This window comes from Vibrio tapetis subsp. quintayensis (assembly GCF_030409945.1).
Lineage (GTDB): Bacteria > Pseudomonadota > Gammaproteobacteria > Enterobacterales > Vibrionaceae > Vibrio > Vibrio quintayensis.
In genome coordinates this window covers 238,836-262,895 of the sequence record NZ_JAUFQV010000043.1, presented here as the reverse complement: position 1 = coordinate 262,895, position 24,060 = coordinate 238,836, and the positions used below count along the sequence as shown (strand labels likewise).

The 24,060-nt window shown below is 43.9% G+C and carries 19 protein-coding genes; 8 read left to right on the top strand and 11 right to left on the bottom strand.

What is annotated here, in order from left to right:
- Positions 1-41: 41 nt before the first annotated feature.
- Positions 42-1,688: a methyl-accepting chemotaxis protein gene (locus tag QWZ04_RS22110; RefSeq protein WP_290330441.1), complete on the bottom strand. Its 1,647-nt coding sequence runs from the start codon at positions 1,686-1,688 to the stop codon at positions 42-44.
- A gap of 288 nt (positions 1,689-1,976) precedes the next feature.
- Complete coding sequence (locus QWZ04_RS22105) at positions 1,977-2,717, bottom strand: tetratricopeptide repeat protein (RefSeq protein WP_290330440.1); 741 nt, start codon at positions 2,715-2,717, stop codon at positions 1,977-1,979.
- A gap of 237 nt (positions 2,718-2,954) precedes the next feature.
- On the opposite strand from QWZ04_RS22105, the gene QWZ04_RS22100 reads away from it, so the two are divergent.
- Positions 2,955-3,953 carry a helix-turn-helix domain-containing protein gene (locus tag QWZ04_RS22100; RefSeq protein WP_290330439.1) on the top strand — a complete coding sequence of 333 codons (999 nt, stop codon included), beginning with the start codon at positions 2,955-2,957 and terminating at the stop codon, positions 3,951-3,953.
- Here QWZ04_RS22100 and QWZ04_RS22095 read toward each other — a convergent pair.
- A complete protein-coding gene (locus QWZ04_RS22095; protein ID WP_290330437.1) occupies positions 3,942-4,514 on the bottom strand; it encodes a DUF2913 family protein in 573 nt (190 codons plus the stop codon). The genes QWZ04_RS22100 and QWZ04_RS22095 overlap by 12 nt on opposite strands.
- A 171-nt stretch (positions 4,515-4,685) precedes the next feature.
- Positions 4,686-6,512: a choline/carnitine O-acyltransferase gene (locus QWZ04_RS22090; RefSeq protein WP_290330436.1), complete on the bottom strand. Its 1,827-nt coding sequence runs from the start codon at positions 6,510-6,512 to the stop codon at positions 4,686-4,688.
- 499 nt (positions 6,513-7,011) lie between these two features.
- Between QWZ04_RS22090 and betB the strand changes: the two genes are divergently transcribed.
- From betB to QWZ04_RS22070, 4 genes are all read left to right on the top strand, one after another.
- Positions 7,012-8,478 (top strand): betaine-aldehyde dehydrogenase, encoded by a 1,467-nt coding sequence (gene betB, locus QWZ04_RS22085; RefSeq protein ID WP_290330435.1) that lies wholly within the window; start codon positions 7,012-7,014, stop codon positions 8,476-8,478.
- A 9-nt stretch (positions 8,479-8,487) separates the two neighbouring features.
- Positions 8,488-10,182, top strand: coding sequence for a choline dehydrogenase (gene betA, locus QWZ04_RS22080; RefSeq protein WP_290330434.1), 1,695 nt, complete (start codon positions 8,488-8,490; stop codon positions 10,180-10,182).
- A 263-nt stretch (positions 10,183-10,445) separates the two neighbouring features.
- On the top strand, positions 10,446-11,663 hold the full coding sequence (locus QWZ04_RS22075; RefSeq protein ID WP_290330433.1) for a hypothetical protein: 1,218 nt from the start codon (positions 10,446-10,448) through the stop codon (positions 11,661-11,663).
- 247 nt (positions 11,664-11,910) lie between these two features.
- The gene (locus QWZ04_RS22070; RefSeq protein ID WP_290330432.1) at positions 11,911-12,819 is read left to right on the top strand and encodes a dienelactone hydrolase family protein; all 909 of its coding nucleotides are present in this window, start codon (positions 11,911-11,913) and stop codon (positions 12,817-12,819) included.
- A gap of 113 nt (positions 12,820-12,932) precedes the next feature.
- Here the strand turns inward: QWZ04_RS22070 and QWZ04_RS22065 are convergent, their stop codons facing one another.
- Positions 12,933-13,436, bottom strand: a complete 504-nt coding sequence (locus QWZ04_RS22065; RefSeq protein WP_290330431.1) for a hypothetical protein — start codon at positions 13,434-13,436, stop codon at positions 12,933-12,935.
- 212 nt (positions 13,437-13,648) lie between these two features.
- On the opposite strand from QWZ04_RS22065, the gene QWZ04_RS22060 reads away from it, so the two are divergent.
- Positions 13,649-14,014, top strand: coding sequence for a VOC family protein (locus QWZ04_RS22060; protein ID WP_290330430.1), 366 nt, complete (start codon positions 13,649-13,651; stop codon positions 14,012-14,014).
- A gap of 31 nt (positions 14,015-14,045) precedes the next feature.
- Here the strand turns inward: QWZ04_RS22060 and QWZ04_RS22055 are convergent, their stop codons facing one another.
- The 6 genes from QWZ04_RS22055 to nirB form a co-directional block, all read right to left on the bottom strand.
- Entirely contained in the window at positions 14,046-14,636 is a 591-nt protein-coding gene (locus QWZ04_RS22055; protein WP_290330429.1) for an alpha-ketoglutarate-dependent dioxygenase AlkB family protein, read from the bottom strand.
- A gap of 60 nt (positions 14,637-14,696) precedes the next feature.
- Positions 14,697-17,531 (bottom strand): FAD-binding and (Fe-S)-binding domain-containing protein, encoded by a 2,835-nt coding sequence (locus tag QWZ04_RS22050; RefSeq protein WP_290330428.1) that lies wholly within the window; start codon positions 17,529-17,531, stop codon positions 14,697-14,699.
- Positions 17,532-17,672: 141 nt separating this feature from the next.
- Positions 17,673-18,437, bottom strand: a complete 765-nt coding sequence (gene cobA / locus QWZ04_RS22045; RefSeq protein ID WP_290330427.1) for a uroporphyrinogen-III C-methyltransferase — start codon at positions 18,435-18,437, stop codon at positions 17,673-17,675.
- A gap of 176 nt (positions 18,438-18,613) precedes the next feature.
- Positions 18,614-19,465, bottom strand: coding sequence for a formate/nitrite transporter family protein (locus QWZ04_RS22040; RefSeq protein ID WP_290330426.1), 852 nt, complete (start codon positions 19,463-19,465; stop codon positions 18,614-18,616).
- Positions 19,466-19,630: 165 nt separating this feature from the next.
- On the bottom strand, positions 19,631-19,969 hold the full coding sequence (gene nirD / locus QWZ04_RS22035; protein ID WP_290330425.1) for a nitrite reductase small subunit NirD: 339 nt from the start codon (positions 19,967-19,969) through the stop codon (positions 19,631-19,633).
- A gap of 2 nt (positions 19,970-19,971) precedes the next feature.
- On the bottom strand, positions 19,972-22,560 hold the full coding sequence (nirB, locus tag QWZ04_RS22030; protein WP_290330424.1) for a nitrite reductase large subunit NirB: 2,589 nt from the start codon (positions 22,558-22,560) through the stop codon (positions 19,972-19,974).
- Positions 22,561-22,949: 389 nt separating this feature from the next.
- Between nirB and QWZ04_RS22025 the strand changes: the two genes are divergently transcribed.
- Positions 22,950-23,315, top strand: a complete 366-nt coding sequence (locus QWZ04_RS22025; protein WP_290330423.1) for a hypothetical protein — start codon at positions 22,950-22,952, stop codon at positions 23,313-23,315.
- Between the two features lie 113 nt (positions 23,316-23,428).
- A complete protein-coding gene (locus QWZ04_RS22020; RefSeq protein WP_290330422.1) occupies positions 23,429-24,028 on the top strand; it encodes a thiol:disulfide interchange protein DsbA/DsbL in 600 nt (199 codons plus the stop codon).
- Positions 24,029-24,060 lie beyond the last annotated feature (32 nt).

Below are 24,060 nucleotides of genomic sequence, written 5' to 3'. Positions count from 1 at the left end.
AAAAGCAGGGCCTTTTAATATGTTGGGCTAAGTTTGGATTTTTATAACGTAAATTTACCCACCAAGCCATCAAGCTTATGGGACAGATCTTTTAAGTAATCGCTGCTGCTTGTCAGTTCTTGCGCTACATCAGCGGTTTGCCCCGTCAATTGGTTAATGCTCTCAACATTTCGATTAATTTCTTGCACAACCGTTGCCTGTTCTTCGGTTGCTGTCGCCACATGAATATTTTGGTCACTGATTGTCACAATATGGCTTATGATTTCATTCAACACACTGTTGGTGGTTTCAGATTGCTCAACCACCAACTGGCTTTGTTGCCTACCTTTGGATATCGCATCAACGGCTCGATTCGACTCTTCTTGTAACCGATTGATGACTCTCTGAATCTCTTCGGTTGATTCCGCAGAACGCCCTGCAAGGCTTCTAACTTCATCCGCAACAACAGCGAATCCTCTGCCTTGTTCTCCCGCCCTTGCAGCCTCTATCGCGGCATTAAGTGCCAGTAAATTGGTTTGTTCAGATATACTGCGTATGGTTTCTAGGAAAGACCCGATCTCGTCCACTCGTTCCGCAAGCGACTGGACCACTTGGTTGGCTTCACCCAAATCGTTAGTCAGGTGGCTAATTTGGGCACTTCCTTGGCTGACTTGAGCGTTCCCGTCATTAGCTTTATCAGACGCTTGTTTAGCCCCTTCAGCTGCAAGCGCTGCATTGTTGGCAATTTCCCCAACCGTCGCTCCTAATTCATGTATCGCGGTTGCGACCTGAACAGTTCTATCTCTTTGCATGGTGCAATTGTCTTGAGTTAACGTCGCTTTCTCAGTGACATTATTAGCCGCGTCTGCTAACTGGTGGGAGTTAGCTGCAACTTGCTCGATAGCGTAATGAACGTTTTCCAATAAACGATTCATGCTGTCACTGATGTCCGTCAGTTCATCTTTACCGCTTAGATTGATTTTCGTATTCAGCGCCATATTGTCAGCAGCATGGGCTATTGTGTTTCTTAAATAGCTCACCCGTTTCTTCAGGCTTATAACAATAATGGCTGACAAAATCACAGAGAGAATCAAACCAAATGCGATGAATCCCTTAAGGAAATTTTGCCCTTCTTCATGGCTTTCGATGCTGATGTCATGCTGATTTTTTGCTTGTTCAAGCAACGCATCTAGAATCGCATTCGCTTCTTTACGTAATACTCCATATGTCTTCGCGTATTTATCACGATAAATGGCTTGAGCTGCTGGCAGTTCTTCCGCCTCAAAAGCGTTAAGCATTGGTTCTAGCTCATCGCTCACCATTCGCTCAAACCCTGCTAATAACTTCGCCACTTGCTTTTGTTGTTCTGGGTTTACCTGCGTTCGTAAGGCGTGCTCTATCGATTCACGCATTTCAGGTATGTCTTCTAATCGTGTTTCTTTGACTCGGGTCAATACGCCCTTTTTATCTCGTAGCGCAGTTTCTTGCAGTAGCATCATGTCTATGCCAACACGCATGCGAGGGATACGAGATGCCACTTCAGCCATTGAACGCATTGGTGCAGATGTATTGAGGTAAAGCTGCTGAGATTGAATCTGCAAAGTAGACATACTATTAAAACTGGCGAGCCCAACCGCAACTAAAACCAAACACGGTAAGAAAACAGCAAAGATCAAACGACTTTGCAGTGTGAAACGGTTCAAAAACATACCTGTACCTATAGAACGTAAGAGTTAACCGCAAACTATATACAGCTGGTTAAACAATTCTCACTTGCGTATTAGGTTTAAGCACAACTTTAAAAACGTAAATGGTTTTAATGACTTTAATTGCCTTGAAAAATACGACTTCGTTGACTTCACACGAATTTTTCAACTTGAAAACAAATTTACCAAGATACCGTTCCATTTAGGCAAAAGAGCCAAAGTAGTGAAATATGGTAGTGCTCTTAGAGACTCTTCACACCTCAGCGTAAAGAGCATCATAATCTCAGAGCTTTAGTTTGCTTGTCCGTTAATCACCATTAGCGTGTTGGTGTACCTAGTTTGCCAGTAACTGGCTTTTTCCGGGTTTACAGTTTGATATTTATCCAAAGAGTAAAATTCAACAAGCATTTGTTGCGCTTCTACTGAATCGTATTCTGCAGCATTCGTGAGCCAGAATTCAGCTTTTACGGTGTCCATGTGATTATCACTGAGGTGCCATTGTGCCAGGCTTAGCTGAGATAACGGGTCACCACGTGAAGCCGCCATTTTAATCCATTCCATATCAGCCCCCTCTTCTAATAAGTACATTTCTTGATTTCGCGCCAAATGAATAATAGCGGGCATATATCCGTTCACAGCTGCACGCTCTAACCAATAAGTAGCTAATATGGCATCTTGTTCCACACTAACGCCATAAATATACAAAAGGGCCAAATTGTACTGACCTTGTGGGTGGTTTTGATTCGCCGCTAAACGATACCAGAAAGCCGCTTGATCGACGTCCTCTTCAAGTTGTTCACCTTGTTCATACATTAAGCCTAACTTCACTTGGGCATGGGCGAGCCCCTCTTGTGCGGCATTCATGGTCGCTGACAGTGCACTATCATCTGCCGTCGACAATTCTGCGGCTGGAAGTGCAGCGTTGGCCGTAGCACTTTGGACATAGTCTGAACTTTGAATGTTTGCATAGCCGAGCGCGCTAGCGCCTACAGTAAGGCACAAGATAGTTGTTCTGAAATAGGATCGTTTCATGCTTGGTCTCCGGTTTAGAGAACAAGCATAATAGGTTTACCCTGTGAACATTTACCATTTTACGCCACTGGTTAAGTTTTAACCTAGCGTTTACAATGTCAGTACGAAGTCAGCGTCTAAAGTTAACCTCTAAGATAACTGATTAAATAGGCGACACTTTCTAAAGGTAACTCATGGTGCTTACTTTCTAAAAATGAACCTGTAAACACGATGAGGCAAGGAAAAGGATCGGAAAAAATGATACTCAGCAGTTACAAAGTTCCTGTAATGCAAACGGGATACGCAAAAATACTTGTCACTGTATTCTCTGAATATGGGCTCAACTTACAGAAATTACTTAATGATGCAGGACTGCCTGCGGATTTATTTCAATCCGACAGCGACTTTATTCCGTTAGAACCCATCAAGCGCCTTATTTATTTAATGTCTTTACAACTTGGGGTCTCACGATTGACCGACTTACTTTCCTTGGCACTGCGCGAGCACATCGTTCCACAATTACTTCCTGTATTTTCTAAATACAAAACGATAAATGAAGCATTAGCCGATGTTGATGTGATATTTGCTCAGGATTCCCCAGGTAACAATGTACAATTTGAAGAAATACACCAAAAAAGCTGGTTTTGTAGCAGCGCACCGTTAATCCATTTGCCCTCTTTTCAATGGGAGGAAGTCTTTGTTGTTACCTATATCATCGAGTTAATCAGTGCGTTAACTCATACACAATGGCAGCCTTCGATCGTAAAACTGCAAGGGAGTGAATCGGATGTTGTGAAGTCCATTTTGCCAAGTCACTGTAGACTAGCCGTCGAACAGGAAGCAACCGCTGTTTACATTCCTAACGACGTGCTTGCAATGCCTATATCACTTTCTTTATCAATAGATGCACCAGTAACGATAGAATGGCACACAAGCTTTACAGACAGTGTCTTTGAGGTTCTTAGGCCCTATGTTAAAGAAAGGAATCTTTCGTTGGAAGAAGCCGCGCACTTACTCAATTTCTCAGTTCGCACATTCCAGCGTAACCTTACAAAAGAAAACACGTCATTTAGGAAGATTAAAGAAAATCTCATGTTTACTGTGGCATGCGAGTTAATGGAAGAAGGGCACAACCTAACCTATATATCGAATCAGCTGGGATATCACGATATTTCTAAGTTTTCACGCGCCTTTAAACGCGTATCTGGTCTGACACCAAGCGTGTATAAGAAGTCGATCGTGGGATTACATTCGTAACAGCTCAACTCTAAGATGCTCTTCGTCTTCATACGCTACCACCGTTTGGAAATGCCCGTCTTTTTCGATCACTTCTGAAAACACATCTTTATGCTCTTCACTACCAATAAACAGAATTTGAGTCGCTGAAAACATCAGGCCATCTTCATCAAAACTGCCTTTTAGATCTTCATCAACCACACACACCAACACTTTGCCATAGCGTGCTTTCAAATCAATTTTGTGCGCCATTGAATATTGCACTTTGGTTTTAAGCTTTTGTTCCAGGCTGCCAATCAACTCTACAAAGCAATGCAGATCTGTTGCGACGGTGTAACGAAGCCTGTCTTGTTCTCTGGTTAAAATTGACTCTAGGTTACCATTAGGTTTACGCCCTAAAAGCAACCAGTTTTTCGCGGTTTTTCGTGCTGCTTTATAGCGGTTATCTTTGCTCGCACGTTTAAGGAACTGAACCAATAAATTATTTTGTTCTGTTGATGAAAGGCGTTTATCGAGTCTTTTGAATTCTAGATGCAGTAAAGCGTGAGTGCTGATTTCTAGCAGCAATTTTGATTGGCTCATTCAGGTTCCGAGTTGTTGCAGCAATTCTTATTAATATCATATTATTATGGGTGTAACGCCGCTTTCAGGCTAGCTCTTTTTTATCACAACAAACTATTTACCGCCAAAGAGGCAAAGGGATGCGAGTTGTGCCACTAATATTCAAGCAGTTAGCGACAAAACCCACCTCAGTTACTGTTGCTCGGCGTTCATTAATTCCGCCATTTCTAAAAGCGACTGCTCTATATAAAAATGCATTGCCTCCAAATTGGCTTGAATGTCAGTTCTGGCTGTCATATTAAAACAGATTGAATCATTGCGAATAAAGTAACGAATGCCATATCCGTTATCCACGATGGGTCCATACCCGGCCAACTCTACCCCATACTCAGACGTGGTACTGGTACACACTACACTGTTGGTCAGAGCCAAATAGCCATCATGGTTAAATAAACCCGGTAACGCCACTAAACCAAGCTTCTCTCCTGCCTGTTTATAGCGATATTTCAACGCCAAGAAATGCGAGTAAACGCCTTGCCCCGTTCGACACTCGCTGGCTCTTTGGGTGTGCTTTTGAGTCGCTAGAATCAATGATTGTTGCTTTGTACCAATGTCACAATTGTCTGAGCGCATGTTCTCAATAAATGCCAAGGATTCCGGTGATACCGTATAAAGCACATCAATGCGTCCCTCTTGAAATGTTCGAGTCATGACCGCTTCGTAGGCACTGTAACATTTACCGTAAAGCTTGTGCTCTGCCAGTTGCAGGGCCACTTGTACAAAAGCATCCGGGCTGACACGAAACTTTTTAATTTGTTCCTTTCCGAAAGATGAAAAACCTAGCACTCGAGTTTGAGTATTACTAATATGCTGGCAAAACTGCCTCTCTGCGTTTTCCAATGTATTAGCTAATGACGCATTAAGCTCAAACAATACCGGGGCAGGCCCGCGGGATAACTGAGCAGAAGCCTTATTTTCATGAGTCAAATGATGGGCAAAAGCTAGATCAATATGGTCATAAATATGGGCAACCAAGCGCAACATAACCGAGCCATCTACCCCAGTATGTTCAAAGTTGATGCCTGTTTTACCGTTACCAAACACAACAAATTGCAACGACTTGTCAAAGTAGCGGTCGGTGCCATTACCATGAAGCAATTGCTGAGAGATTTCTTGAATTTCCACAGGGTGTTCTTGGTCTAAACATACTGCAAATGCCGCTTGTTCGATGACCTCCATCGCCCTTTGGTTGCTGCGCGAGATACTCAGTAACTCAATGCGTTTTTGTGCCCAAACATCCCGCTGTAATGTTGTAAACAAACCTATATTCGGTCCTTGTTCACCGGCATCCATTATAAGATTTATTTCAGCTTCGAGATCGATGGGTGACTTCGTTTTTTCTGCGTCATCCAACATTTGAATTTTAAAAACTCCACCGTTGTGCATGACGACGATATGTTGGCGTGACGCCGACACTTTAAATTCATCGGTGCCTTTTTGCGGGGTTCTTATTGATGAAAAAATGTTGTCGTACTGCGCCATACATAGGGGCGCGTCCTTTTGCATGTCGGTTGAAAGAGACTTGCTATCCACCATAGTCATGAATTGATACACAGTGGCAATCAGCGAAGCTGCTATGTGAGCTTGGCTATTCTTGTTCTCGTCTAATTTACTTTTCAAGTAATAAAATACATTACTGTTAATGGGTAATGGCGCACGCGACTCCAAATAGAGATCTTGCCAAACAGGAGAAGACCAATTGGCAATGCCATCCTCATTTTGCCAATTGATTAAATCATGTTGTAACGTTTCGCCGCCCCCACCGGGTGCGAGAAATCGCTCAACTTCAGCTTGAGTGTCGCGTTGTTCTTGTTCTGTTAATAATGGCGCCGACCATGCCAATAATTTTTGACATGTCTCGTCCAAATTTGGAACGGGCATAATCGGCAATGGAAAGCTGACGCTCGACCTATTAATAGCCGGATGATTTGTTCTATTTCGTATAAGCGTTTTACCCATCGTGCCTTTCTTCCTTAATCAAGATGAATGCGAGTCCGATACTGCTAGGGCTGCTTGCATTGTAGTCTGTCTTTTTCGATTCTCAGATCTATAAACCATACATTTACTATTGAATTAAACCGCGCTAAAAGCGATGAACTCAACTCAAAATGCTCGAAACATGACCAAATAATTTCATTTTCGTTACAGCACGAATGTTTACAACTGTAACGAATATTCTTTTATAGGCTCAAAAACGATCAATTATTTAACAATTAATCCATTTAAAACATAAGCTTAGCTGCACCCGACCAAAAAATCAATTTGGATTTTCTAAATTTAATCACTTGATCATTAGTACTCTAATCATTAGGATCGAAATTAATTTAATGCTCAAGTGAACTTGCTTGGGCAATTTTATCGCCTTCATATAGAGCAAAAACTCTGATGGATCCGATTAACAAAATCGCTATTTTCGCACCAGATTTAACGCCGTGAACAAGCAGTATGGAGAAACTTAATGTCATCGTTAGCCGTCTATAAAAATTACATCAATGGGCAATACGTCTCTAACGAGACCGGTGAAACTTTTGAGGTCATCAATCCCGCCACAGGCGAAGTGAGCTATTTGGTCGAGACTGCGACCGAAGTTATTCAACAAGCCGCCATTAGCAGCGCAAAAGCCGGTTTTTCCGTTTGGTCAAAGATGACACCAACAGAACGAAGCCGCATTCTATTAAAAGCGGTTTCTCTATTGCGTGAAAACAACGATGAACTTGCCAAAGGAGAAGTCATTGATACTGGAAAACCTTGGCAAGAAGCCTCCGAGGTCGACGTCGTCACTGGTGCTGATTCTATTGAGTTCTTTGCCGGGCTAGCCCCGAGCATAGAGGGTAACCAACAATCTGTCGGCGACGATTTCTATTACACTCGCCGTGAACCTCTTGGTATTTGTGCTGGTATCGGCGCGTGGAACTATCCGATACAAATCGCTTGCTGGAAAGCAGCACCAGCATTGGCTTGTGGCAACGCGATGATATTCAAACCCTCTGAAGAAACCCCAAGTGGCGCTCTGCGCTTAGCTGAGATTTTTACTCAAGCAGGAGTACCTGACGGTGTGTTCAATGTTGTACAAGGTGATGGCCGAGTTGGCGCATGGTTAACATCCCATGAAGACATCGCCAAAGTTTCTTTTACTGGCGAAGTGGGCACAGGAAAGAAAGTCATGGCCGCTGCGGCTGGTTCTTTGAAAGAAGTAACCATGGAGCTAGGTGGTAAATCACCACTGATCATTTTCAGCGATGCTGATGTCGAAAATGCTGTTTCAGCGGCTATGTTAGGTAACTTCTACACCCAAGGTGAAGTATGTACCAACGGCACACGAGTGTTTGTACAACAAGACATTTACCCTCGCTTTATTGAGCGCCTAGTCGAACGCACATCAAAAAATATTGTGTGTGGAGACCCGTTAAACCCAGATACGAATTTTGGTGCCCTGATCTCTAAAGATCATCAGAAAAAGGTGTTGGAATACATCGACATCGGCAAGTCAGAGGGCGCTACGCTCCTGACAGGTGGCACTGCACTTAAACCTGACAATGCGCCGAACGGATTCTTCGTAGCACCGACCATCTTCACAGATTGCACCGATGACATGACCATTGCCAAAGAAGAAATTTTCGGCCCTGTCATGTCAGTCCTGACATTTGAGAATGAAGAAGAAGTTATTTCTCGCGCCAACAACACACATCTTGGCTTAGCCGCAGCCGTCTTCACTCAAGACATCACCCGCGCTCACCGCGTGATACACCAAATTGAAGCGGGAATTTGCTGGATAAATGCCTATGGTGCCTCCCCTGCTGAAATGCCAGTAGGTGGTTACAAAATGTCGGGTATTGGCCGTGAAAATGGCAGCGAAACGCTAAAAGCTTACACCCAAATTAAATCGGTATACGTAGGTATGCAGTCACTCGAAAGCCCATTTTAAGGAACGACAATGAGCATCAAACAACCAGATTACATCATTGTTGGCGCAGGCAGCGCAGGCTGTGTATTGGCGAACCGTCTATCAGAGAACCCAAATAACGAGGTACTCCTTTTAGAAACAGGTGGCAGTGACAAGAGCATTTTCATCCAAATGCCGACCGCTTTGTCTATTCCAATGAATACCAAGAAATACGCGTGGCAATTTGAAACAGAAGCCGAGCCTTTTTTAGATAACCGCAATATGCACTGCCCTCGCGGTAAAGTACTTGGTGGTTCTTCATCCATCAATGGCATGGTCTATGTTCGCGGCCATGCTCGCGACTTCGATGAGTGGCAACAGCACGGTGCCAAAGGCTGGGATTACGCCCACTGTCTACCGTATTTCAAAAAAGCAGAAACTTGGTCTTTCGGTGGCAATGATTATCGTGGCGATTCTGGCCCTCTTGGCGTGAACAACGGCAATAATATGAAAAACCCGTTGTACCAAGCGTTTGTCGACGCAGGGGTAGATGCCGGGTACATGGCAACCCGCGATTATAACGCCGAGCAACAAGAAGGCTTTGGCCCAATGCACATGACCGTAAAAAACGGCGTGCGCTGGTCTACTTCCAATGCCTACCTAAGACCGGCAATGAAGCGAGATAACCTCACCGTTGTTACTCACGCGTTAGTTCACAAAGTTCTGCTTGAAGACAAAACTGCGGTCGGTATTCGCTACGAACGCAAAGGCAAAATGGTGGATGTTCGTTGTAACAAAGAAGTCGTGCTTTCTGCCGGTTCGGTTGGCTCACCACACATTTTGCAATTGTCTGGTATTGGTGGTGAGAAAACACTGGCTGACGCTGGCATTGAGCAGATACATGAACTGCCTGGGGTGGGTGAAAACTTACAAGACCACCTTGAGTTCTACTTCCAATTTAAGTGCCTGAAGCCGATCTCGCTAAATGGCAAATTAGATCCCTTAAATAAACTATGGATAGGCACTCGTTGGATTTTAGATAAGTCTGGCTTAGGGGCAACCAACCACTTTGAATCTTGTGGGTTTATTCGCTCTAAAGAGAATTTGGAATGGCCAGATCTACAGTACCATTTCCTTCCAGCCGCCATGCGTTATGACGGCAAAGAAGCGTTTGCTGGTCATGGTTTCCAAGTACACATTGGGCACAACAAACCCAAGAGCCGTGGTTTTGTGAAAGTCGCTTCAAGTGATCCCCACGTAGCACCCAAGATTCAGTTCAATTATCTACAGAATCAAGAAGATATTGAAGGTTTCCGCGCTTGTGTTCGCTTAACACGTGAAATCATTAATCAACCGGGTTTAGACGAATTCCGAGGTGAAGAAATTCAACCCGGCTTATCGGTTCAGTCTGACGAAGAAATCGACAAATTTGTTAGAAGTGCTGTAGAGAGTGCTTACCACCCGTCATGTTCTTGCAAAATGGGCGAAGATGAAATGGCTGTGGTGGACTCCGAAACCAAAGTACACGGCATTAATGGATTACGTGTTGTCGACTCGTCCATATTTCCAACAATTCCAAACGGAAACTTAAACTCTCCAACCATCATGGTCGCCGAACGCGCTGCCGATCTCATCCTTGGCAATGACATGTTAGCGCCAAACGAAGCCACCGTTGTTATTGCAGATGATTGGCAGACCACACAAAGATTGAAAGCACCCAAGCGAGAACTAACGACCAGTAAGTAATTGCTTCTAAAAAAATAACTAAGAATTCATTGCCATCACTTGGAATAACCACTTCGTGATGGCTCTTATGAGGTACACGACCAACCTAGGCGAGATTCGCAAATGGTCCAATTCGCTTTGTTGCGCTTCTTTGGTTCTCACTCTCGATAAAAAGAGGTTTAAGAGCCGATGGCTAAGGCCGTCCTAAAGAAAGCTAACATCGCATTAAACATAAATAAGGATTTAATTATGTTTGCTTGCTATACACACCTCGAGGCCAAATAATGACTACTTGGCTATCAATAGGCATTCTATTTACGTTTGCTGCTATCGCTTTTGTTATCTACCGCTGGGGGAATGTGAAGTGCATTGGGGTAACACCCGTTCGCACCTTTACATTTATCGCTATCCTGTTCACTTCCGGTCTAGATGTGGGGCTTGTTATGTTCCCGTTGACCGAGTTCGCAGGCTATGCCGATTTAGCAACCAGCCCTGAATACTCCTTCACTAATCCGTTGGCCATCGAATTTGGCTTTTGGGCATTCTTCATTTGGGCTTTCTACTTCCTAACTTGTTTTTACTTTTGTGTCATCGAACCGCGCGTTAAGTTCTTTGAGATACCACTGATCAAGTTCATCAATAACCTCGTTATTATTGGTACCTGTGCGTTCACCTCCTATTTATTACTTTCGAACCTACCTTGGTATCTACCTGAGATGGGTGACGGAGAGTCCGTAGTAGGGAGCTTCTACCTCATTGTTTTTGCGGTCATCGCAGTGGCAGTGTATTCAAGCACCAACATTCGCTTCGTTCGTATTTTGAGCTTAGGCAGTAGCTTTTTGTTCCTAGGTTTAATCGCCTTGATGTGGTCTGGCGCATTCTTGTCGGAAGGTTCAAGTGTTGGAGACTTCTTCACTACGTTCGGTCTGTTAGGTGATTACTTCGCTAACATTCACAAGTTCATCCTACCGATCAACGATTACCATGAGTTTTACCTTTACTGGTGGTTTGCATGGAGCATCATGATTGGCCAGTTTACCGCTCGTTTTGTTGGTGGATTACGTACATACCAAGTGTTGATTGCCATGATGGTCGTGCCATCTTTACCTATCGCAGTATGGTTTACGGTTCTTTACTATTACAGTGCCAACGCGATCCCAGTCACCGGCTTCTACAACATGGCGATGGTGTTAGTCGGAGTCACCTTTGTTGTAAATTCATTGGATTCTTTGGTTCGTTTGTACACCGACAACTTAAACTTAACGGTTCAACGTTTTGGTAAAACCAAATATGTGCTGGGCAACATCGCCCTACTAAGTGGGTTGACCTTGCTGTTTAAATTGAATTTCTTACAAATCCAGTGGGTTGGCGCACTAGCCATTGCCTTAATCCTAGGTTGTTTCGGTTACATTATGGCGACACATTACCGCCAAGTTGTCGATATCAAACGCTCTCCTAAAGCGAACAAAATTGACTTTGCTAAGATTAATTTAGCTAACTAATTCGGCTCGAATTGAACACAAATTTTGTTTGAAGTAACAAAAAGAGCAACGCAGTTTCTGTGTTGCTCTTTTCTAACCCCTTTCCCTTATCACCCACATTAGTTACCCACATATTTAGGCCTTCATCCACCGCTTTGTAAATCTGTGTAAATAATTACCGCTCTCTATCATTGCTGGCTACGCTTTAATTGATAATTGATGAATTACTGGCTTATGTTTTATCAGCGCACATCAACAAGGAAGAACAATGACTCAAGAGAATAACGACCAAATGGGTAATAGCAGAGCGATCCCCCAAGAAGCATTTGATTGGTACGACGAATACGCGCATGGGCTGATTAATCGCCGAGAATTTATGGGCCGGCTTTCAGGATTGGTCGCGTTAGGCTTTACCATGACAACGCTGACGTCTGCTTTAATACCAAATTACGCTTTAGCGGAGCAAGTCTCCTTTAACGACGCCTCCATAAAAGCCACCTATGAGAAATTTCCATCTCCGAAAGGCAGTGGCGAGGGGCAAGGTTACCTAGTGGTGCCACGAGAATTAAAAGACAGTGCCCCAGTTGTGTTAGTTATTCATGAGAACCGAGGGCTTAACCCATACATTAAAGACGTAGCCCGAAGATTAGCAGCAAAAGGGTTTATTGCGTTTGCTCCCGACGCCTTATATCCCCTAGGTGGTTACCCTGGTAATGATGACGAAGGTCGCGCAATGCAAAAAAGCATGTCTCGCGCCCACATCGAAGAGGATTTCATTGCGGCCGCTGGCTTTATTAAGTCTCACGAATTGAGTAATGGCAAGTTGGGTGCAGTCGGGTTCTGCTTTGGTGGGTACATTGTCAATATGCTCGCAGCTGTTATGCCTGATCAATTAGACGCAGGCGTGCCTTTTTATGGGACGCCAGCCGCACCAGAACTAAGAAAAAATGTAAAAGGCCCGCTGCTCATTCAATTTGCAGGCTTGGACAAACGCGTAAATGGAACTTGGCCTGACTACGAAATGGAACTTAAAAAAGTCAACGCTGACTTTACTGCCCATATTTATGAAGACGTCAATCACGGTTTCCATAACGACTCAACCGGCCGTTACGCCGAAGCTGAAGCCGAATTAGCCTGGAGCCGAACCATAGAGTTTTTTGGTCAACACCTCAGTTGATACGTGACATATCGAGTTGAGTTGACGCGCTTATGCTCAACTCATCTCGTCATTGTAAAAACAACAATCGTCACATTCAAAAGCGGAAAGTCCCCACTAGGGATAGTAGTTCGCTAAAAGCCTTGAGCCCAAAGATCAAATTCGTCAATCACCTGAATCTCGGCTTCTGTCTTTGCTCTCGGGTAATACGGCAGTGCGAGCAGCTCTGTTGATGGGAGAAGTTGCCACTCTGGAGAGATTTTCATCCTTGTTAGCTCGGAGTCATCCGGCTTTTGTAGATACATGTAATACCCATCTGCGTGAGTATTGGCATAGCTTGCAATCTGCGCGGTCTCTCCTGTTGGAAGCTTGACCATTCTCCCGAGTGGAAATAGTTGATGCAATGCAAAACTCACATGCTCATCTTCTAAATATCCTTGCTTGAACCGGTACAAACCGATGGCTGAAGATGTGGTTCGCGCCGTCCAACCAACAAGAAGTAACCCTTTCATTGAATCACGAAATGGCTTGCCTTTTGGTGCACCCTCGTTCGATATAAATTGAACCAAAACGGAATCTCCATCCGATTCAATAACATTCAGGTACTGCTCGCCTGTTTTGTCGGCTAGTAATTTCATATTAGATCACGTAACACTGATTTCTATTCATCTAGTTTATCATACCAATCAGTTATGCGTACTACCGACCGTATAAAATTTAGCAATATCGTTACGTTGTTGGTAGTATGCCTCCATCATTGTTTATAGTTATCATTATCATTTACTGCTAAATATTCGATTCCACAAAGCGTTTCACACTATTGTACTTCAGCCAGTTGAGAAAACGGTCTATGAGAAACTTAGAAACTGTAGAAATAAAATCGTTCGTGCCTGCCAAAAACTTTGAGCTTTCTAAGCGTTTTTATCAAAAGATTGGGTTTCAAATGGCGTCAGAATTTGATGGCATTGCCTATTTTAAATCCGGAGTATGCTCTTTTTTGCTGCAAGATTTTTATGAGCCGCTTCATTGCAACAACTCTATGATGCACCTACTGGTTGAAGATGCGGAAAGCTGGCATGAGCATGTGTTGTCGCTGGATCTAGTTAAAGAATTTGGCGCGCAAATTTCAGAGTTGGTTAATCAACCTTGGGGTATGCTTGAATTCTGCCTAACCGACCCTAGTGGCGTATTATGGCGAATAGCGGAAAACAGATAGATTAACGGCTACGCTGCGATTAACTGATTTTCTATTCGTAGATATAGCGAAACGTTAGGTTTAATCTCCCGGATTTCTCGATCTTAGTTTTCGGCACTGTATGCTGCCAATGGGTCTGCATCTCACCTGCCATTATCAATAAACTTCCTGGAGATAACTCAAAGGTAAGTTTTTGCTTAGTGTGTCGATGCTTAACGAGAAATCGGCGTGTTTCACCAAAACTCAGCGAAGCAATCACGGGGTTGTTGCCTAGTTCAGGCTCGTTATCGCTATGCCATCCATTAGAATCGCTTCCATTGCGATAAAGGTTGGCTAATACGGAGTTGAACCTAGAGCCTGAAACTTGCTCGCAACGATGTTTTAAATCGAGTAACAAAGGCGACCATTCGTTTGCTTGCATCAATATATTAGAGTAGCAATAATCACGCTCGCCATACCAAGCCTGTAATCGGGGGATTGGCATGGTTTTTCCAAATAGCGTGATATTGTCATTTCGCCACTTTAATTGCTTCTCTAGTTGGCAAAATAGTTCGCTCGCCTCTTCCTGACTAATGAAATTCGGCGCCCAATATAGGGAAGCGTTTTGCAACTCATGCCAAACATTCGACTCAAGGTGTGCCATTTGCTTCCCTACAATTTCTATTTATCTGAGTTTAAAACTCACCATACTCCAATATAGCCTCTACGCGCTGACCTTATCAACCAAATACAAAATCGAGCGATACTCTATGCCACTGTGTTGTGACAAACCAATTTCGCAAGTCCGACTGTTGGAGTACCCTTCAATACAGTCATCCGGTACTTGAGGTTTTAAAGGTGCCAGAGCGGAGGCGTTTAGCTCTGGAGTTGTAAACCCTTTGTCTCCTGCGAATCCGCAGCACATGATGTCTTCGGGAATCACCACTTGTTCTGCACAACTTTCAATAACCCGTTGCATAACAGAAGCTAATCCGTTGCGGCGCGAAGTACAGGTGATGTGAAGCATGACTGGTTCAGGTTGTTTTTTGATCTTCAATCGTGGCATCGCAAATTCTGCAACAAACTGAAACGGTTCATACACCGATATCTTTTTAGTGAGCGTTTCCTTAGTTAAACTTGCACATGGGCTGGTATCCATGAGTACCGGATATTTCCCCTCCTCTGTTGCCTGCCAAAGTGCTTCTTCAAGTTGTTGTGCTTTGCTTTGTGCAGTTTCCACAAACCCTTTACTCTTATACGGCATTCCACAACACTGGCTATTGAGATCTTCCGGCATAACAATATCGTAACCCGCCTTAGCAAGTAGTGACACCGTCACATCAACCAAAGGTCGTGTATCTTGTGCACCTTTCTCTGGCCCCATGTTACGAGATGCGCAGCTAGGGAAATAAACCACTTTGTCTTTCTTAACTGACTTTATCTTCATATTGTTCAGCGTCGGCAAAGCGCCGGCCGATAAGGGCATGTTGGGCGTCCACAATGGAATTCTATTGCCTGACAACGTGCGGGCAACACCGGTTACCGCCGCCATATTTTTGGTACCTATAACCGAGTGCATCGCATTCGCGGCGCTCAGTCCAACACGAGTTGTCGCCGTAATGCCATCAAAGTGTTTCGCACTCCAACTTGCAATACGTTTTGCTGTTGGTGAATGTTGTTGACGTAATTTTCGCATCAAATCACCGGTATTGATCCCCACCGGGCAGCGATCGGCGCATAACCCTGTTGCAGCACAAGTGTCGATTCCGTAATATTGGTACGATTTCTCCATCTCTGCCAACCGAACAGGATCTTCTTGGGTCCGACGTAAACGACTGATTTCACGATAAATACTATTGCGTTGTCTAGGTGTTAGCGACAGGTTTCTCGATGGGCACACCGGTTCACAAAAGCCACACTCTATACATTTATCTATTAGCTCGTCTGCGGCAGGCATCGCTTTTAGATCTTTAATATGAGATTGAGTATCGTCATTGAGAATAACACCAGGATTTAAGATACCTGTCTTGTCAAAGATGCACTTAATTGACTGCATAAGCGCGTAACCTTCAGCGCCCCACTCTAACTCAACAAATGGTGCCATGTTACGGCCGGTACCATGCTCTGCTTTGAGTGACCCTTGATAATCGACGGCAACCAACTGCGCAACCGCATCCATGAAATCACTATAGCGATTGACTTCTTTATCGGTATCAAATGCTTGGGTAAACACAAAGTGTAAATTTCCAGCTAACGCATGACCAAAGATTATCGCTTCATGGTAATCAAACTGGATAAACAACTCTTGCAACTCTCGTACGGCGGGAGCCAGTTTTTCAATAGGGAACGCCACATCTTCGATGATCACGGTTGTTCCAGTTTCGCGTACTGCTCCGACTGCCGGGAATAAGCCTTTACGAATCGCCCATAGTTGCTCACATATCTTTGCATCGCGGCTAAAGTCAATTTGCTCAATTGGACAATACGGAGCGATAAGCGCAAGAGATTCATCAATTTGAGACTGTAAATCTGCTTCGTTTTCCGCGTGTAACTCAATCAGTAACGCCGCTGCTTCTTGGTTGCCTTCTGCCCCAAGCTTTGCAATAAATTCCGGCATTCCTGGTTTATCTGCTACCGATGCTAGCGAACGACTGTCCATCAATTCTACGGCAGCAACCCCTGTTTTACTGAGCTCACTTACAGCCAAGCACGTGCTTTCTATATCAGCAAATACAAACAAGCCTGACGCTTTGTAAACATGATCAATAACGGTGTTGTAGGTAATATCAGCAATGAAACCAAGCGTGCCTTCCGAACCAATAAGGAGATGCTGCAAAATGTCGATGGATGATTCGAAGTCTACGAGAGCGTTGAGGCTATAACCTGTGGTATTTTTTAATCGATATTTATGGCGAATTTTATCCGCAAGATCAGGATTACTCCGACAGCTTTTCGCCAACAAAACCAACTCGTTGAGCATGTCACTATGGCTGGATTCAAAAGCCGCAATGCTTTGCTTATCAAGGGTGTTTAATACCGTGCCATCAGCAAATACAACCGTCATTCCCGCTAAGGTCTGATAACTATTTTGCGCCGTACCACAACACATGCCTGACGCATTATTCGCAGCGATGCCCCCGACTTTACACGTGTTTATCGAAGCAGGATCTGGTCCAATTTTTCGGCCATACGGGGCAAGATATTTATTGGCATCAGCCCCTATTACACCGGGTTGTAACCAAACCTGCTCTCCGTCATTCAGTATTTTGTGATTTCGCCAGTTAGTCGTGAGGGTAATAAGAACGGAATCAGACAGCGCTTGACCAGACAGGCTAGTGCCGGCTGCACGGAAGGTCACAGGGATATTGAGTTGATGACAGGATTGTAAGGTGTAGATCACCTCATCGAGGTTATCGAGTTGAACCACTAGCTTAGGTACTAATCGGTAAAAACTAGCGTCAGTACCATAAGCTAAGGTAAGCGTTGGATCGGTAATGATGCGTTGTTTGGCAACGCGAACTTCCAATGTTTCTATCAAGGTAGAGTAAGGTAATTGCATGATTGTCTTCCAGCTTCATGAATTTCACCCAGGCATATTGTTATTCATATGTAGCCTAGTTGTTATTACCTTATTCTATCCTGCGTCCTTTATTAGATATATAGCTCTCAATTCACATGTTTGTTGCAAAAAGAATCACAATTAAGCGTTCGACTCGAACCAATCCAGTTTGCTGTGTAGCTTCGTTACCTCACCAACCACGATTAAAGACGGGCTAATCGCTTGTTGTGCTGTTTTCGCTAATTCTGCAAGCGTGCAAGTAAACACTTTTTGAGAAGCCGTTGTGCCTTGCTGAATAATGGCACATGGCATGTCTGATTTTAGGCCGTTTTCGAGTAGCTTCTCGGTAATATGGCCAGATTGTTTCAAGCCCATGTAGAATACCAAGGTATTATTGGGCTGAGCCAAAGAAGACCATTGGATATCTTGACCATCCTTTTGTAAATGCCCAGTAATGAACTGCACACTTTGCGCGTGATCTCGATGAGTCAGTGGAATGCCAGCATACGCCGTTGCACCTGCTGCTGCAGTGATGCCCGGAACAACTTCAAACGACAGATTGTTTTCAGCCAAGGTTTCTAGCTCTTCTCCACCACGACCAAAGATAAACGAATCACCACCTTTAAGACGTACCACACTTTTACCTTCATTCGCCTTATCCACCAAAATTTGATTGATCTGGCCTTGAGGCACGCAGTGATGGTCAAGTTTTTTACCGACATAAATCAACTCTGCGTTATCGTTGGCTAGTGCAATAATCTCTTTCGAAACCAAGCGGTCGTAGACCACGACATCGGCGTTTTTAAGAACACGGTATCCTTTCATCGTCAAAAGATCAGGATCGCCCGGTCCTGCACCAACAAGAGAAACAAAACCGCGTTTACAAGATGTGTGATCGGTAGTCATAGAAGTGCCTAACAGTTCAAATTTGGGTATAAAGAGTAAAACTCAGCGAGGATATCTCTAAACTATGCTTATAGAAACAAAGAGCTTAAAAACAAATTGAATTCGTACTTTTTATAACCAAGTTATTAAATTCACAAACAAATTGGCCTCACCTATAAAGATGAGGCCAATTCTAATTAAGACTGAGTGCGCAGTGCTGGCTCAGATTTATCTGCTGTTTCGTTACCTAGTGACGGTGCTGTTTTTGCGTGTGTCAGGTAAAGAGGAATACAAGTAAACACCAAACCACCCACGATGTTACCTAGAATGGTTGGAATTAGGTTGAAGTTCAACCAAGTCACAATGCCAAAATCTGCACCCAAAATCATGCCCAATGGGAATAGGAACATGTTTACTACTGTGTGCTCAAATACCAACGCGAAGAAGATGAAGATTGGTAGCCACATTGCTGCAATTTTGCCAGCTACTGAACGTGCCGTCATATTTCCGATAACACCAAGACATACCATCAAGTTACAGAAAATACCGCGAACAAAACAAGTGATCCAGCCATCAGCGCCTAGATTTTCAAAACCCACAGTACGAGCAGTCGACACTGCAATGAACTTTTGTGCCACTGCATTTGGATCAATAGAGAAGTTGTTCGTCAACGAAATAGCGACTAGGAAAGCCACAATCAAAGAACCAATAAGGTTACCTAGACCAACAAGACCCCAACAACGTAAAATACGGCCCCAAGTGATGCCTGGGCGGTTATCAAATTTTGCCAACGGAGCAAGACCAAATACGCCAGTAACTAAGTCATAACCCATTAGGCTAAGAATACAAAAGCCAACAGGGAATACGAGTGCGCCCACGATGCCAATGCCTGTTTGAACAATAGTGGTGATAGCAACAACCACCGCTAGAGATAAGATGATACCAGCCATGGTTCCGCGGATCAGAAGATCACGAGTACTGGTTTTGGTTTTCGCTTCACCAACATCGATCATCGTTTGAACAAATTCAGCAGGTTTTAAAGCAGACATAGTGTGTCCTTATTTACAAAAGTTAAAATTAAAAGTTGATAGGAAAAGGCTCCGAATAACGGATGTCGCATCCGAAACCCTTGATCTATCAATTTTTCGAAATGCTAAAAGCTAGGTACTAAAAGCTAAGTAAGAACTTAGAAACTTCGCTTTTAGCACTTCACATCAAGCACTTAATTCTACCGTGCCTTTCTGAACGCGAGCTTTGTATGCTTTCACATTAAAAAGCTCGTCTTCCATGCACTGGCCTGTTTTCAAATTGAAGCGTTGCTTCTTAAGTGGGCTTGCTACCCAAAGCTCGTCTTTATGTTGGCAAATCAGACCACGCGACAACACATTGGACTGTGCAAATGGGTCGGTATTGCTGATTGCAAACACTTCTTCAGCGTCTGTTGGGCGGAAGATAGCCACTTGCTCGCCATTGAACAACGCACAAACTCCGGTGCCAGGGATAATGTTTGCGATATCACAAATTGATTGAAATGCTGCTTTACCGTTAGCCATGATTAAACCTCCGCTACTGTGTCAGTTAGAACAGTGTCAGTTAGAGCAACATGAAGAATGTCGCCTTTTGCTTCAGGATATTTTTCTGTGTAAGTCGCTGGGCGATGTTGCTCACGAGCTTCAACAAACTGTACGTTGCTATCACGCTCATCCGAGTTAATGAAATGCGAGAAGCGTGTTAGTTGAGCTTCATCATTAATCGTATTGGTCCACTCACAAGTAAAGTTACCAACCAATGCCGCAACGTCTGCTTCAAGTTGGCCATTAAGACCTAACTTGTTGTCTACGATGACTTCACGCAGGTAATCAACGCCACCTTCAAGGTTATCCATCCAGACGGATGTACGTTGTAGTGGTGCTGCAGTGCGGATGTAGAACATCATGAAGCGGTCGATGTACTTGATAAGCGTTTCTTGGTCTAGGTCGGTAGCTAATAAGTCTGCGTGACGCGGCTTCATACCACCGTTACCACATACGTACATGTTCCAACCCGCATCAGTTGCGATGATGCCAAGATCTTTACCTTGCGCTTCCGCACACTCACGAGTACAACCTGACACACCAAATTTCATCTTATGAGGAGTACGAATGCCTTTGTAGCGGTTTTCGATCAGCACACCGAGACCGACAGAATCTTGCACACCGTAGCGACACCAAGTAGAACCTACACAGGTTTTCGCCATACGAAGCGCTTTCGCATACGCTTGACCCGTTTCATAACCGGCTGCTATCAGTTTTTTCCAAATCGCTGGTAAATCGTCTTTTTGAGCACCGAACAAACCAATACGCTGTGCGCCCGTGATCTTGGTGTATAAGTTGTACTCAGCCGCTACGTCTGCTAGCACACTTAGCGCTTGTGGTGTCACTTCACCACCCGCCATACGTGGGATAACTGAATAAGTCCCATCTTTTTGAATGTTGCCGAGGAAGTTGTCATTAGTATCGTGCAGCTTCACCAACTCAGGTTTTAGGATGTGCTCACCCCAGCAAGACGCTAAGATAGAACCTGCAAGTGGTTTACACACTTCACAACCGTAACCTTTACCGTATTTCTCTAACAGCTCATCGAATGTTTTGATTTCTTCAATGCGGATCAGGTGGAAAAGCTCTTGACGAGAATAAGCGAAGTGCTCACACACATCGTTTTTCACTTCAACGCCAGACTTAGCCAGTTCTGCATTCAGAACCGATGTCACAAGTGGAATGCAACCGCCACAGCCAGTCCCTGCTCCCGTCACCGCTTTAATATCACCTAAAGTATGGTGACCGTCAGCAACCGCTTGAGCAATTTTGGCTTTGGTTACATCAAAACAAGAACAAATCACCGCACTGTCAGGTAACGAATCGGCACCTAATGATGGTTTTTCCGCACCAGCGTGAGAAGGAAGGATCAACGTGTCTGGGTGTTTGGGCAGTTCAATGTTGTTTAACTTAAGCTGTAGCAAGTCGCCGTAGTCAGAGGTGTCGCCGACCATTACAGCACCAAGCAATTGCTTGCCGTCTTCAGAAACGATAATGCGCTTATACACTTCGTCTTCTTCATTTTGGTAAACGTAGCTCTTACAACCTGGAGTACGACCATTTGCATCGCCGATGCTGCCTACTTTCACGCCAAGCAATTTCAGCTTCGCGCTCATGTCTGCACCTTCAAATTCACTTTCGTTACCAACTAAGTGATCAACAGCAACCGTTGCCATTTTATAACCTGGAGCAACCAAGCCGTAGAAGGTACGGTTCCATGAAGCACACTCGCCAATCGCGTAGATGTTTTCATCGGTTGTTTGACAATGGTTGTTCACCTCGATACCACCACGAGGGGCAATACCTAAGCCCATTTGACGAGCCAGTTTGTCTTGCGGGCGAATACCTGCAGAGAATACGATAAAGTCGGTTTCTAGCTCAGTACCGTCAGCAAAACGCATCACATTACGAGCTTCACTTCCTTCTGCAACGATTTCTAGCGTGTTTTTGCTGGTGTGGACTTGCACACCCATACGCTCAATTTTATTGCGAAGTTGAAGACCGCCTTGTTGATCAAGCTGTTCTGCCATAAGTACGGGAGCAAATTCAACAACATGCGTAGTGACACCCAATGCCTTTAATGCACCAGCTGCTTCCAAGCCAAGTAAACCACCACCTATAACGACGCCGCTTTTGCTTTTCTTCGCGGTTGCTTCGATCGCTTTAAGATCTTCAATGGTACGGTATACAAAGCAATCTTTGCTTTCGTTACCTTTAATTGGCGGTACGAACGGGAATGATCCTGTAGCTAGAATCAGCTTATCGTATTGAATCTCGCGCCCAGTACTTGAATAAACCGTTTGGCGTTCGCGATTTATATTAATGGCACGCTCACCTATTAATACGTTAACGCCATGCTTTTGATAGAACCCTTCTTTAACAAGAGAAAGTTCGTCGGCAGTGTGGTGAGAAAAGTACGACGATAGGTGAACCCTGTCGTACGCCACTCTTGGTTCCTCACAAAAAACAGTGATGTCCATAGTTTCGGCATCTGTTTTTTCAACCAGATCTTCGATATAGCGATGGCCGACCATGCCATTACCGATGATGACTAACTTCATCTTGCTCATAAACGATTCCTGTTAAATATATGTTTTAATTTAAGGAGATTGTCATTTATGAAAGAAAATTATTAAATGATGTAAATCAATTACAGAATTAAACTACCCTAAAGGGGTAGATGGATAGCAGGAAAAACAGTCAAAATTGCTTAGATCGCATCTGCAGCCCACTATAACCCTTAGGTTACGATGGTTTAATTGGTGGTAATTTCGCCAGATTTTTCGATAATTATATTATTAAATAATCATACAAATGTTCTTTTGTTACATTTTAACTTACAAACTTACACCTACTCAAGTTGATAACATAATTGTGAATTTACCTTGACAGACTTCAATAGGTTTACTGTATGATTGCGGTGTAGAAAGCAGATAATTGAAGTAGCTCAAAATACACTATGCCGAAATTTATCCACACAATTTGGATTACAACCATCACTTTAATGGCCCTTGTGCTGTCAAGTGTGGCTTCTGGTGCATCCAGTAATCCAGAGTGGGAAAAATACGGTGAACCAACCCCAAGTATTGTGGAGATATTCCATAGCACTTCTGACATCTGCGACAACAAAACCGAACACAAGTCAAAATCCAGTGCTAAACATCAATGCTGCAGCTCGATGTGCGTGATGAATTTGCCGACGCCTTCCCCCCTAGATAAGTTAGCAAGACAGTCACATTCATTGGCTCTTATTAGCTATGAGCTGCAACTTAAAGCCATTGGACTCTCTAAAGCGTTATACCGCCCTCCGATTTTATTCTCCTAACGACCTAACAACCCATTACACAATTTTACCTCTGGTGGCCAACCCGACGATCAATTCGTTGTGCCCTACAAGATGGTAATAAACAAGATAAATCCGTTTGGAGAAACGATCGAATGAAAAAATTACTGACACTGTTTACCGCTCTTATGTTGAGCTTTACTGCACAAGCGGCACAATTTGAAGAAGGCACTCATTACCAAGTATTGAGCACTCAAAAAGCAACAAAGCCGGTTGTGACCGAGTTCTTCTCTTTTTATTGCCCGCACTGCTATAAGTTTGAAGGCATTATCGACAACATGAAAGAGTCATTGCCTGAGAACGTTAAGTTCCAAAAGGTTCATGTGGCTTTCATGGGCGCTAACATGGCCGTGCCAATGGCCAAAGCTTACGCGACCATGGTTGCGCTTGATGTAGAGAAGAAGATGGTGCCTGTCATGTTTAAACAGATCCATGACCTACGTAAAGCACCTAAGAACGAAACAGAGCTTCGCCAAATCTTTGTTGATCATGGTATCGATGGAAAGAAATTTGATGCCGCTTACAAAGGGTTTGCTGTTGATTCAATGCAGAAACGATTCGATAAGCAATTTGAAGCGAGCACATTAACAGGGGTTCCTGGTGTACTGGTAAACAACAAGTACATTGTTAAGCCAGACAACATCACAAGTCTTGAAGAGTACAATCAATTAGTTAATTTCTTGCTTAAGAAGTAACATAAATAATCAGTGACAAAAAAGGCCACGAA

Excerpts from the sequence above, each read along its gene's own strand:
- QWZ04_RS22065 (WP_290330431.1), bottom strand. The coding sequence starts at position 13,436 with ATGAAATTACTAGCCGACAAAACAGGCGAGCAGTACCTGAATGTTATT.
- QWZ04_RS22055 (WP_290330429.1), bottom strand. The coding sequence starts at position 14,636 with ATGGCACACCTTGAGTCGAATGTTTGGCATGAGTTGCAAAACGCTTCC.
- betA (WP_290330434.1), top strand. The coding sequence starts at position 8,488 with ATGAGCATCAAACAACCAGATTACATCATTGTTGGCGCAGGCAGCGCA.
- QWZ04_RS22020 (WP_290330422.1), top strand. The coding sequence starts at position 23,429 with ATGAAAAAATTACTGACACTGTTTACCGCTCTTATGTTGAGCTTTACT.
- QWZ04_RS22060 (WP_290330430.1), top strand. The coding sequence starts at position 13,649 with ATGAGAAACTTAGAAACTGTAGAAATAAAATCGTTCGTGCCTGCCAAA.
- nirD (WP_290330425.1), bottom strand. The coding sequence starts at position 19,969 with ATGGCTAACGGTAAAGCAGCATTTCAATCAATTTGTGATATCGCAAAC.
- QWZ04_RS22105 (WP_290330440.1), bottom strand. The coding sequence starts at position 2,717 with ATGAAACGATCCTATTTCAGAACAACTATCTTGTGCCTTACTGTAGGC.
- cobA (WP_290330427.1), bottom strand. The coding sequence starts at position 18,437 with ATGACTACCGATCACACATCTTGTAAACGCGGTTTTGTTTCTCTTGTT.
- QWZ04_RS22075 (WP_290330433.1), top strand. The coding sequence starts at position 10,446 with ATGACTACTTGGCTATCAATAGGCATTCTATTTACGTTTGCTGCTATC.
- nirB (WP_290330424.1), bottom strand. The coding sequence starts at position 22,560 with ATGAGCAAGATGAAGTTAGTCATCATCGGTAATGGCATGGTCGGCCAT.
- QWZ04_RS22025 (WP_290330423.1), top strand. The coding sequence starts at position 22,950 with ATGCCGAAATTTATCCACACAATTTGGATTACAACCATCACTTTAATG.
- QWZ04_RS22100 (WP_290330439.1), top strand. The coding sequence starts at position 2,955 with ATGATACTCAGCAGTTACAAAGTTCCTGTAATGCAAACGGGATACGCA.
- betB (WP_290330435.1), top strand. The coding sequence starts at position 7,012 with ATGTCATCGTTAGCCGTCTATAAAAATTACATCAATGGGCAATACGTC.
- QWZ04_RS22110 (WP_290330441.1), bottom strand. The coding sequence starts at position 1,688 with ATGTTTTTGAACCGTTTCACACTGCAAAGTCGTTTGATCTTTGCTGTT.
- QWZ04_RS22040 (WP_290330426.1), bottom strand. The coding sequence starts at position 19,465 with ATGTCTGCTTTAAAACCTGCTGAATTTGTTCAAACGATGATCGATGTT.
- QWZ04_RS22090 (WP_290330436.1), bottom strand. The coding sequence starts at position 6,512 with ATGGGTAAAACGCTTATACGAAATAGAACAAATCATCCGGCTATTAAT.
- QWZ04_RS22070 (WP_290330432.1), top strand. The coding sequence starts at position 11,911 with ATGACTCAAGAGAATAACGACCAAATGGGTAATAGCAGAGCGATCCCC.
- QWZ04_RS22095 (WP_290330437.1), bottom strand. The coding sequence starts at position 4,514 with ATGAGCCAATCAAAATTGCTGCTAGAAATCAGCACTCACGCTTTACTG.
- QWZ04_RS22050 (WP_290330428.1), bottom strand. The coding sequence starts at position 17,531 with ATGCAATTACCTTACTCTACCTTGATAGAAACATTGGAAGTTCGCGTT.